10 protein-coding genes and 1 tRNA gene are annotated in these 10,912 nt (G+C 46.9%); 8 read left to right on the top strand and 3 right to left on the bottom strand.

The genetic code is table 11. The features are described from left to right. The first annotated feature begins 53 nt into the window (after positions 1-53). On the top strand, positions 54-830 hold the full coding sequence (locus VF685_RS04800) for an IclR family transcriptional regulator (RefSeq protein WP_163145531.1): 777 nt from the start codon (positions 54-56) through the stop codon (positions 828-830). Between the two features lie 105 nt (positions 831-935). On the opposite strand, the gene VF685_RS04795 is transcribed toward VF685_RS04800, so the two are convergent. Together VF685_RS04795 and VF685_RS04790 are read right to left on the bottom strand one after the other, a co-directional pair. Then, positions 936-1,011 (bottom strand) — tRNA-Arg (locus tag VF685_RS04795). 85 nt (positions 1,012-1,096) lie between these two features. Next, on the bottom strand, positions 1,097-2,452 hold the full coding sequence (locus VF685_RS04790) for an amino acid permease (RefSeq protein WP_034597873.1): 1,356 nt from the start codon (positions 2,450-2,452) through the stop codon (positions 1,097-1,099). A 328-nt stretch (positions 2,453-2,780) separates the two neighbouring features. Between VF685_RS04790 and prpF the strand changes: the two genes are divergently transcribed. Continuing rightward, positions 2,781-3,971 (top strand): 2-methylaconitate cis-trans isomerase PrpF, encoded by a 1,191-nt coding sequence (gene prpF / locus VF685_RS04785; RefSeq protein WP_440203568.1) that lies wholly within the window; start codon positions 2,781-2,783, stop codon positions 3,969-3,971. 208 nt (positions 3,972-4,179) lie between these two features. Beyond that, on the top strand, positions 4,180-5,088 hold the full coding sequence (locus VF685_RS04780; protein ID WP_104505624.1) for a farnesyl diphosphate synthase: 909 nt from the start codon (positions 4,180-4,182) through the stop codon (positions 5,086-5,088). Positions 5,089-5,124: 36 nt separating this feature from the next. Here the strand turns inward: VF685_RS04780 and VF685_RS04775 are convergent, their stop codons facing one another. After that, entirely contained in the window at positions 5,125-5,481 is a 357-nt protein-coding gene (locus tag VF685_RS04775) for a hypothetical protein (RefSeq protein WP_104505625.1), read from the bottom strand. 470 nt (positions 5,482-5,951) lie between these two features. On the opposite strand from VF685_RS04775, the gene ndhC reads away from it, so the two are divergent. From ndhC to nuoF, 5 genes are all read left to right on the top strand, one after another. Then, positions 5,952-6,497 carry an NADH-quinone oxidoreductase subunit A gene (gene ndhC, locus VF685_RS04770; RefSeq protein WP_005179655.1) on the top strand — a complete coding sequence of 182 codons (546 nt, stop codon included), beginning with the start codon at positions 5,952-5,954 and terminating at the stop codon, positions 6,495-6,497. 6 nt (positions 6,498-6,503) lie between these two features. Continuing rightward, a complete protein-coding gene (locus VF685_RS04765) occupies positions 6,504-7,181 on the top strand; it encodes a NuoB/complex I 20 kDa subunit family protein (RefSeq protein WP_005179652.1) in 678 nt (225 codons plus the stop codon). 87 nt (positions 7,182-7,268) lie between these two features. Continuing rightward, on the top strand, positions 7,269-9,056 hold the full coding sequence (nuoC, locus tag VF685_RS04760) for an NADH-quinone oxidoreductase subunit C/D (protein WP_005179647.1): 1,788 nt from the start codon (positions 7,269-7,271) through the stop codon (positions 9,054-9,056). A 14-nt stretch (positions 9,057-9,070) separates the two neighbouring features. After that, positions 9,071-9,580, top strand: coding sequence for an NADH-quinone oxidoreductase subunit NuoE (gene nuoE / locus VF685_RS04755; protein WP_005179645.1), 510 nt, complete (start codon positions 9,071-9,073; stop codon positions 9,578-9,580). Then, a complete protein-coding gene (gene nuoF, locus VF685_RS04750; protein ID WP_163145533.1) occupies positions 9,577-10,908 on the top strand; it encodes an NADH-quinone oxidoreductase subunit NuoF in 1,332 nt (443 codons plus the stop codon). The genes nuoE and nuoF overlap by 4 nt, the downstream gene beginning before the upstream one ends. Positions 10,909-10,912 lie beyond the last annotated feature (4 nt).

The raw sequence follows: 10,912 nt of genomic DNA, 5'->3' as shown, positions 1-10,912 counted from the left end.
AAATCAGAACAGCACGCTAAAATGCTCGGTGTTTACAGGAGAGTAAAATTCTTATGTCAGAAAAGAATCAGGTGGGCGTGCAATCTTTAGAGGTGGGTTTAACCGTGCTGGATGCGCTGATGACCTATCGTCATCCGGTCATGCTCAAAGATTTATCTGAAAAACTGGCCATGCATCCGGCCAAGGTGCACCGTTATATGGTCAGTCTGGTACGTATGAATTATGCCAAGCAGCTGGAAGATGGTCGTTATGCACTGGGCGATCAGGCTTATCGTTTTGGTCTGAGCTGTATCCAGCGCAGTGACAGTCTGCAGGCGGCACAGGCACAGATTAATGAACTGCACCGGCATTTGGATTGTGGATTGCAGATTAGCAAATGGACGACGCAAGGCCCACTGATTGTACAGTGGCTGGAGCCGAATCAGCCAGTTTCGGTAATTACCCGTGTCGGTTCGATCATGCCGATGCTGAATTCGGCCACCGGCCGGGCTTATGCTGCGTTTATGCCGGAAGCATTGGTGCGACCTTTGCTGGAAAAAGAATGGCAGCAGCATCAGGCACAGCAAAAACGGGTCTATCCACAGAACTGGGATGAATTTTTAACTTTAAAACAGCAGATTCTAAGTGAAGGTGTGGCCACGGTCGCAGGCGATTTGCTGGCCGGAATTCATGCGATTTGTGTGCCGGTATTAAATCAGCACCATGAAATTGAATATGCGATTTCGGTGTTGGGCACTGCTTCGGATTTGCCGCTGGATATGCAGCATCCAAAAATCCAGTATTTAAGAGAGATGGCAGCACGTTTAAGCGCACAGTTACAGCCGATTTAAAATGGTGGGGGAATTCGCCAAGGCAGCTACGCGAGTTGCTTCATTTCGGTGAAGTGCTGAAGATAAAAAAGGAAGGAGATGCGCCTTCCTTTTTTATAGATACGATGGTGTGCCCTGCGGGACTCGAACCCACGCCGGTCGCTTAGGAGGCAACTGCTCTATCCAGTTAAGCTAAGGGCACAAAACGTCCTTAATTTAGCTGAAAAAAAGCTGAAAAAAAAGTTATTAACGAAGTAATAACTTTTTCTTTTGTCAGTAAAAATAACTTAGCTGTTTTTTTGTTTTAGCAATTTAAACAGACCCCACATCAGCACAATCCAGACCGGAATCATATACACCGATTCGCTAAAGCCTTGGGTCCACATAATGTACAGGATGGTGGCAATAAACAGCAGCACAATCACGTTACCCACAGGTGACCACAGTGCAGGGAAAGAGGTGGTTTGACCTGAGTTTTTCATGGCCTGAATAAACTTCAGGTGAGTCAGGGTAATCATGGCCCAGTTCAGTACCAAGGCACCGACCACAATATAAATCAGGTGGCTTAAAGCATCTTCCGGTACAAAGTAGTTCAACAATACACAGCCAAAAATCAGCAGGGCAGAGAACAGCACCGCAGGAATTGGCACGCCTTGCTTGTTCACTTTCAGGAATACTTTTGGCGCATTGCCTTGTTGGGCCAGACCGAACAGCATCCGGCTATTGGCATACATACCACTGTTATAAACCGACAGCGCCGCCGTTAAAATAATAAAGTTCAGCAGATGTGCCGCCCAGCCAATGCCTAACTGGCTAAAGATCATCACGAATGGGCTTTTATCCAGACCGCCCAGTTCCAGCTGATTCCATGGCACTAACGACAGTAAAATCGTCAATGAACCAACATAGAAAATCAGGATACGGAACACCACCTGATTGATGGCTTTTGGAATAGTCTTTTTCGGGTCCTGCGCTTCAGCTGCCGCCATACCAATTAGCTCGATCCCGCCAAAGGCAAACATCAGGAAGGCTAACATGAAGAATAAGCCCTCAAAACCATGCGGGAAGAATCCGCCGTGGCTCCAGAGGTTGCTAAATGAAGCAGTCGAGTTGGCATCTGCGGTCAACAGGAGGTACAGACCAAAAATGATCATCGATACTACTGCGGCCACTTTAATAATTGCCAGCCAGAATTCTGATTCCCCATAAAATTTTACATTGCCGAGGTTGATCAGGGTAATGACAATAAAGAAAAACAGGACCGAGGACCAGGCCGGAATATGCGGCCACCAGTAGTTAATATATTTGGCGACAGCGGTGAGTTCGGTCATGGCGACCAGAATATATAAAATCCAGTAATTCCAGCCGGCCAGGAAGCCAGGGAATTTCCCCCAATAGCGATAAGCAAAATGGCTGAAAGAACCTGCAACCGGTTCATGAACAATCATTTCGCCCAGTTGGCGCATAATTAAAAATGCAATCAAACCCCCAATCGCATAGCCTAAAATAATAGAGGGACCTGCGGATTGGATGACTTGAGCGGAACCTAAGAATAAGCCAGTACCAATCGCGCCGCCCATGGCGATGAGTTGGATATGACGGTTCTTTAAGCCACGCTGAAGTTGAGAAGACTCGTTGTTCAAAGTGTTCAGCCCGACAATGTATAATAAGTGGCTCGATTGTAATAGATAGTTGCAAATTAGCCTAGTAGATCACCAGTCGCTTCAGAACAGCTCATAAAATCGAAAAATGGTCATTTTGTTGAAACAATAATTGAATCAAGATATTAATTTTATTGGCTATATTTTTTTAGGCTTGAAAATTTCAAGTCTGCAGCCAAAGATTTGGGTAAATTTTATACTTAAGTCCAGTTCACCTGATTTTTTAAGCAAAAGACGTTATCATTTAAAGCAAGCAAAAACCTTGCTTTGGATTATGTAATACAACGAAAAATCAAAGGATTAGATAAGAATGCGCTGCGCTCCACAAATTAAAATTGCAGCCACCTATATGCGTGGCGGTACCAGTAAAGGTGTCTTTTTCAAATTGGATGACTTACCAGTCGAAGCGCAAGTGCATGGAAAAATTCGTGATCAGCTACTGCTACGGGTCATTGGCAGCCCGGACCCTTATGGCAAGCAGATTGATGGCATGGGCGGCGCCACTTCCAGTACCAGTAAAACCGTGATTCTGGCCAAAAGCAGCCAGCCGGAGCATGATGTCGATTATCTATTTGGTCAGGTGGCAATTGATCAGCCTTTTGTGGACTGGAGCGGTAACTGTGGCAACCTGACTGCTGCGGTGGGTGCCTTTGCCATCAGTCAGGGCTTGGTGGATGCCGATAAAATTCCAGAAAACGGTCTGTGCACTGTGCGTATCTGGCAGAAAAATATTCAGAAAACCATTATCGCGCATGTGCCAATCACCGATGGCCAGGTGCAGGAAACCGGTGATTTTGAGCTGGATGGTGTGACTTTTCCGGCAGCAGAAGTACAAATTGAATTTTTAGATCCGGCCGATGATGGCGAAGAGGGCGGGGCCATGTTTCCGACCGGCAATGTGGTGGATACCTTTGTGGTACCAGATGTCGGGACTTTTCAGGCGACCTTTATTAATGCTGGTATTCCGACCATCTTTTTAAATGCCGATGAAATTGGCTATAGCGGTACCGAATTGCAGGATGACATTAATAGTAATCCGGAGGCGCTGGCGCGTTTTGAAAAAATCCGGGCTTATGGTGCCAAGCAGATGGGGCTAATTGATGATGTAGCGGAAGCAGCAAAACGTCAGCATACTCCAAAAATTGCTTTTGTCGCGCGTCCACAGAACTATACTGCATCAAGTGGTAAAAATATTCAGGCTGAAGATGTCGATTTGCTGGTGCGTGCCTTGTCGATGGGTAAACTGCATCATGCCATGATGGGCACTGCTGCGGTGGCCATTGGGACAGCTGCTGCCGTGCCGGGGACCTTGGTGAATCTGGCTGCTGGTGGTGGCGAGCGTGAAGCGGTGCGTTTTGGCCATCCTTCCGGGACTTTACGCGTCGGCGCGCAAGCGGTACAGGAAAACGGTCAGTGGCAGGTGAAAAAAGCGGTGATGAGCCGTAGTGCGCGGGTGCTGATGGAAGGCTGGGTACGTGTACCGGCCGAGGTGCTGGAATAACGCTGACTTTATCTTGCCTGAATTAATGAATTCGCCTCTATGTTCAATAGGGGCATTTTTTTATGGGTTGAGATTGAAAGCTGAAAAATTGAAATATCCGCTTGTCTGTAGTTAAGGCTTAAAAAAACTTAAATTAGAGGTACAATGCGGACAGGGGGTTGGCCAGTGACGGCTAACAATCTTATAGAACAACCAATTCGAGGCAAATGTGTCATCTCTCACTGACGTCCCTGTAACCGTGTTGACTGAAGCGCAACAACGTATCCAACAAGATTTATTGACGGCCTTAGACGCTTTTGCCATTCCTGAGCCTTTAAAAGGGGCGGTCTATCATGCAGTAATGCTGGGTGGAAAACGTGTGCGTCCAGCCTTGTGTTATGCCACAGCAGCCTTAAAACCGAATACCAATATGGCGGCAGTGCGCCGTGCGGCGGTGGCGATTGAGCTGATTCACTGCTATTCGCTGGCGCATGATGATTTGCCTTGTATGGACAATGATTTGCTGCGCCGTGGCCAGCCGACCTGTCATGCTGCTTTTGGTGAAGATACGGCACTGTTGGCTGGCGATATTTTACAGTCAATGGCCTTTGAGGTATTGGGCAGCCGTTTGTTTGATCAGGGTGCGGCGGTAGATGCGGCAATTGTGCTAAAGCAGATGCAGATTCTGGCGACCGCGTCTTCCAAGATGGTATGCGGACAGGTGCTGGATTTGCAGGCCGAAGGCAAGCAGGTTGATCAGGCTGCGTTAGAAACGATTCATCGCAATAAAACCGGCGCTTTAATTTCTGCGGCGATTATGATGGCTGCAGTAGCGATTTTTGAGGGTACCGATCGCGCGATTCCACAACTGCGCGAATATGGGCAGGTGATTGGTCTGGCCTTCCAGGTCCAGGATGATATTCTGGATATTATTTCTGATACTGAAGTGTTAGGCAAAACTGCCGGGAAGGATGAACAGGTGGAGAAATCGACCTATCCGGCATTGATGGGGCTGGAGCAGGCACAGGCTTATGCCACAGATTTGCATGATCAGGCTTTGCAGGCGCTAGACTATTTTGCTGAAGATGCCGCCGCATTAAGAGCCATTTCACAATTTTTATGGCAACGTAAAAGTTAATTAAAAAAGCGTGTTGTCAAAACACGCTTTTTTGTTTTATTCCTGGATTTTGGCATCCGGAGCAATCAGGGCTTTGCCTTTCTTAAGGCCTTCCAGTGCAGCCTGATTAAAGTCAAACAGCAGCTTATTGTCTTTGGCATCAATATTGTAACGGCTAATCAGTTTCTGGTCACCGTCCAGGGTATCCACCGTGTACTCATCAGCAATATTTAAAATACCATCGAGGTTAATACTGGCTGAGGCTTTGTCCTGACGGAACAGCTCGTAAATATCACGTAAATCGAAAATGGCATTGTTCGCGTCTGGATGTTTCTCAATATAATTTTCAATATGACGCATAATTAGCTGGGCAAAGAGAAAGTACTCAGGATGATGGGTAAATTTTAAGCTCATGTATGTACTCCTTATTATTGAAATTTATAGTTCTTCTTAGGAATACCATAAGCCTTCAGATTGATGAAGCCTTAAGCGCTTTAAATTGCAAAAATATACAAATCACGCCGGCGTTCAGGCGCAGAATAGGATCATCATTTCAATTCGGTGTAAATGAAGCCGAATACGGCTGGCAGGATTGGCCATTGCAAATTTAGTGATCAATAGCAGCGACTCATGCAAAATTTTGGAAAAATTAATAAATAAACACATCTTGATTTAGTAAAACGATTATGGCCTGTAGGGGCCAACAGAATGGTGCTCTGGCATTTGTTTCGCGGAAAAATCATCCGAAAGACTAAGGCTTATAAGCTAGCAAGTGAAATCATAAATCAGGTACAATTGGCGGGATTAATTTTGTGTTTGGTGTATTTGAAGGCCAATACATACATTCTTTGTTAATAAATAGGCCTGCCAGGAGTTATCCCCGCATGAGTGCCATTACTCCATACGAATGGGCAATTATTGCCTTCGTGATCGGCGTTACATTTTTATGCGTCTTTATGCTCACTGTCCCGTTACTCCTAGGGGGTAAATCATGGGGCCGTGCCAAGCAGGAGCAGTTTGAGTCAGGTGTTGTGAGTGCAGGTGGTGCACGCATTCGCTTGTCTGCCAAGTTCTATTTAGTTGCGATTTTCTTCGTTGTGTTCGACTTAGAAGCCCTCTATCTCTACGCATGGGCAGCTTCTGTTCGTGAAGTAGGCTGGGTTGGTTTTGCAACTGCTGCTGTATTTATTTTAGTTTTACTCGTTGGTTTGATTTACGAACTGTCAACCGGTGCACTGAACTGGGCTCCATCTGACAAACGTAAAGCTGCAGGGATTAAACCTAAAATCGGTTCACCAAATATGGATCTTGCAGAAATTACCCGCTTTAACTCAATTGAAGAGCTGGTAATCGACCCTACTGGTCAAATTCCTGCTCAATCTGCTGGTCATGTGAAAAAATCACAGGCTATATCATCTGATAAGGAGTAACTCGGGATGAAATATACCTTAACCCGTGCGAATCCGGATGCTGATCAATATCCACTTCAGGAGCGCCAGATCGTTACAGATCCGCTTGAAGAAGAAGTGAATAAAAATGTGTTCATGACTCGTTTAGAAGACTTGGCACATACAGCAGTAAACTGGGGGCGTAAGAACTCAGTTTGGCCGTTTAACTTTGGTACATCTTGCTGCTACGTAGAGTATGCAACGACTTTAACCGGCGTGCATGACTTGTCACGTTTTGGTGCCGAGGTTATTCGTGCTTCACCTCGTCAGGCCGACCTCATGATTGTCGCCGGTACCTGTTTCGTGAAAATGGCCCCAGTAATCCAGCGTTTGTACGAGCAAATGCTTGAGCCAAAATGGGTCATCTCAATGGGTGCATGTGCAAACTCAGGCGGTATGTACGATATTTATTCGGTTGTACAAGGTGTGGATAAAATCATTCCTGTCGATGTGTATATCCCAGGTTGCCCACCACGTCCTGAAGCCTTAATTCAGGCATTAATGTTGTTGCAAGACCAAATTCAATTAGAGCGCCGTCCGCTGTCTGCGGTGATTGGTGATGATCTTAAGCCAGTGTATAAGCCAAAGATGATGCCAGAACGTGACCGTAAGCAAGCACAGCGTATTGCGGTGAAAAACCTGCGCTCTATGGATGAAATTAAATAATTTAAGCGACAAAATCGTGGTGCACCCGTTATGGGTGTAGTTGTCGTTTAGGTTGACTGAATTTGTATTAAATAGGAAGCCAAGCCAATGGCTGAAACTGACATTGCTATGCCAGAATCAACAGCAGTTGATTCCCGCCCAGCATTTGCAATTGTAGAAGAGCTCAAAACCAAATTTGGTGAGAACTTCTATGTGCAAACGACTTTTGAAGATTTTCCAACGGTCTGGGTTGAGCGCGCACGCGTACAAGAAGTCTTGATGTTCTTGCGTACAGTGTCACGTCCATACGTGATGCTGTTTGACCTGTCTGCGGTAGATGAGCGTTTACGTACGCACCGCGACGGATTGCCTGCATCTGACTTTACCGTGTTCTATCACCTGTTGTCGTTAGAACGTAACAGCGATATCCGTGTCAAAGTTGCGCTAAATGAGAACGATCTGAATATTCCGACTGCGACCAATATCTGGCCAAATGCCAACTGGTACGAGCGTGAAGCTTACGATATGTTCGGCATTAACTTCGAAGGGCATCCAATGCTCCGTCGTATCTTGCTGCCAACCTATTGGGAAGGTCACCCGCTGCGCAAGGAATATTCTGCACGTGCCACTGAATATACCCCGTATATGCAGAACCAGGCCAAGCAGGATTTTGAACAGGAACACTTACGTTTTGTACCGGAAGACTGGGGTCTGACCCGTGGTAACGAAGACGAAGACTTCATGTTCCTGAACTTAGGTCCTAACCACCCATCTGCGCACGGTGCGTTCCGTGTCATCTTGCAGCTGGATGGTGAAGAAGTAAAAGACTGTGTACCCGACATCGGCTACCACCACCGTGGTGTGGAAAAAATGGCTGAGCGTCAAACCTGGCACTCATTCATTCCGTATACCGACCGTGTCGACTACCTCGGTGGTTGTGCGCAAAACATGCCGTATGTGATGGGTGTGGAGCAGCTGGCCGGTATTCAGGTGCCAGAGCGTGCACAATGTATCCGTGTGATGATGTCGGAACTGTTCCGTATCAATAACCACTTGCTTTATATCGGTACAGCAATTCAGGATGCCGGCGGTATGACCCCAGTATTCTATATGTTCGCCGACCGTCAGAAGATTTATGACGCGATTGAAGCGATCACCGGTTACCGTATGCACCCAGCCTGGTTCCGTATTGGCGGTACCGCGCATGACCTTCCAAACAACTGGCAGCACCTGATCCGCGAGATTCTGGAGTGGATGCCAAAACGTCTGAAGGAATACCATACTGCAGCGCTGAAAAACTCGGTGTTTGAAGGCCGTACCCGCAATGTAGCGCAGTACGATGCAAAATCTGCATTGGCCTGGGGTGTGACAGGTACCGGTTTACGTGCCACAGGTATTGACTTTGACGTACGTAAATACCGTCCATACAGCGGCTATGAAAACTATGACTTCGAAGTGCCGGTGGAGTATGAAGGCGATGCCTATGCACGTGTCATCGTTCACTACCGCGAAATCGAACAGTCTTTAAAAATCATCAAGCAGTGCTTGGATAACATGCCATCTGGTCCATATAAAGCGGATCATCCTCTGGCTGTTCCACCACCAAAAGACAAGACATTACAAGATATTGAAACCCTGATTACGCACTTCTTGAGCGTGTCTTGGGGGCCTGTCATGCCGGCAGGTGAAGCATCTGTAATGGCAGAAGTGGTGAAAGGGGCGTCGAACTACTACTTGACTTCAGACAAGTCAACCATGAGTTATCGTACCCGTATCCGTACACCAACCTTCACGCACTTACAGCAAATTCCTTCGGTGATTAACGGCAGTCTGGTCTCTGACTTGATTATTTATTTAGCGACAATTGATGTCGTAATGGCTGACGTGGATCGCTAAGGGGTAAACGCATTATGATGATTTTGACTGATAAAAAGCCACGTGTGAATGTTGAAGGGATTTTAACTGCGGATGAAATCCACGAAATCGAACATCACATTGGTCACTATCCGTACCCACGTGCAGCATCTCTGGATGCGCTGAAGTGTGTACAACGCCGTAATGGCTGGATTGATGACGCACAGCTCAATGCGATTGCTCAACTGCTTTCAATCAGTGTTGCTGATTTAGAAGGGGTAGCAACGTTCTATAACCGTATTTACCGTCAACCGGTAGGTCGTCACGTTATTCTTTTGTGTGACTCTATCGCGTGCTTCTTGATGGGGGCGGAAACTTTGGCAGAAGCGTTCCAGCGCGAGCTTGGTATTCAGTTTGGTCAAACGACTGCAGATGGTCGTTTCACTTTGCTGCCAATCTGCTGTCTGGGCAACTGTGACAAAGGTCCAACGTTAATGATTGATGAAGATACTCACGGTCTGGTTGAAGTGACATCAATTAAACAGTTATTGGAGAAGTATGTATGAATACCGAACCAAAACCAATTTATGGCGACGGTAACCCAGAAACTCATCCATTAACTTGGCGTTTGAGTAAACAAGAGCATGTTCGTAATGCAGATGATTACGAAGCGCTTGATGGTTATGCCGGCTTCAAAAAAGCCATTAGCATGACACCGGCTGAAGTGCTGGATGTGGTGAAAGCTGCAACCGTTAAAGGTCGTGGTGGTGCAGGCTTCCCGGCGGGCATCAAATGGTCGCTGATGGCGCCAAACGACAATTCAGGTCCACGTTACCTGATCTGTAATGCCGACGAAATGGAACCGGGTACCTTCAAAGACCGTTTGTTGATGGAAAAACTTCCACATCAATTGATTGAAGGTATGCTGATTGCGGCATATACACTGGAAGCGACTCACGGCTATATCTTTATCCGTGGTGAGTACATCGAAGCTGCACAATACTTAAATGAAGCAATTGAGCAGATTCGTGCCAAAGGTTACCTGGGCGACAACATCCTGGGTTCTGGCTGGAGCTTCGAGCTGTATGTACACACCGGCGCGGGCCGTTATATCTGTGGTGAAGAAACCGCACTGATTAACTCGCTGGAAGGTCGCCGTGCCAATCCGCGTACCAAACCGCCATTCCCGCAAGTTGCAGGGGCGTGGGGTCGTCCTACGATTGTCAACAACGTAGAAACCTACAACAACTTGCCAGCTATTTTGTTACGTGGTCCTGAGTGGTACATCAACCTGTCTGCGGGTAAATCTAAAGATCCAGGTACGAAAATTTACGGTGCATCAGGTAAGGTGAAATTCCCGGGTCTTTGGGAACTGCCTTTTGGTACCACTGCACGTGAAGTGATTGAAGAACATGCCGGTGGTATGCGTGACGGCCTGAAGCTGAAAGCATGGTTACCAGGTGGTGCATCAACAGACTTCCTGGCTGCTGAGCACATTGACCTGCCAATGGATGCAGAAAGCATCATGAAAGCGGGTTCACGTTTAGGTACCTGTCTGCTGATGGTAGTCGATGAAACCCAATGTATGGTTTCAGCAACCCGTAACTTAGAAGAATTCTTTGCGCGTGAATCATGTGGCTGGTGTACACCTTGCCGTGATGGTTTACCGTGGGCGGTAAAAGCACTGAAAGCACTCGAAGATGGTACGGGTACGAAAGAAGACATCGATCACTTACAGGAACTGACCCGTAAGCTTTGGATTGGTAAAACTTTCTGTGCACACGCACCAGGTGCGATGGAACCGTTAATGGGCGCACTCAAATATTTCCGTGGCGAGTTTGAAGCGAAAGTGGTGAATGCCGCAGCTCAGACCAGCAACGTAGAACAAGCTTAAGGAA

Source organism: Acinetobacter sp. Brlt_5, assembly GCF_051949055.1.
Taxonomy (GTDB): domain Bacteria; phylum Pseudomonadota; class Gammaproteobacteria; order Pseudomonadales; family Moraxellaceae; genus Acinetobacter; species Acinetobacter indicus.
Note: the sequence above shows the minus strand (reverse complement) of the source record. Positions and strands in the feature narration are given on the sequence as shown.

Coding starts and splice junctions, on each gene's coding strand:
- VF685_RS04800 (WP_163145531.1), top strand. CDS start 54: ATGTCAGAAAAGAATCAGGTGGGCGTGCAATCTTTAGAGGTGGGTTTA.
- prpF (WP_440203568.1), top strand. CDS start 2,781: ATGCGCTGCGCTCCACAAATTAAAATTGCAGCCACCTATATGCGTGGC.
- VF685_RS04775 (WP_104505625.1), bottom strand. CDS start 5,481: ATGAGCTTAAAATTTACCCATCATCCTGAGTACTTTCTCTTTGCCCAG.
- ndhC (WP_005179655.1), top strand. CDS start 5,952: ATGAGTGCCATTACTCCATACGAATGGGCAATTATTGCCTTCGTGATC.
- VF685_RS04765 (WP_005179652.1), top strand. CDS start 6,504: ATGAAATATACCTTAACCCGTGCGAATCCGGATGCTGATCAATATCCA.
- nuoC (WP_005179647.1), top strand. CDS start 7,269: ATGGCTGAAACTGACATTGCTATGCCAGAATCAACAGCAGTTGATTCC.
- nuoE (WP_005179645.1), top strand. CDS start 9,071: ATGATGATTTTGACTGATAAAAAGCCACGTGTGAATGTTGAAGGGATT.
- nuoF (WP_163145533.1), top strand. CDS start 9,577: ATGAATACCGAACCAAAACCAATTTATGGCGACGGTAACCCAGAAACT.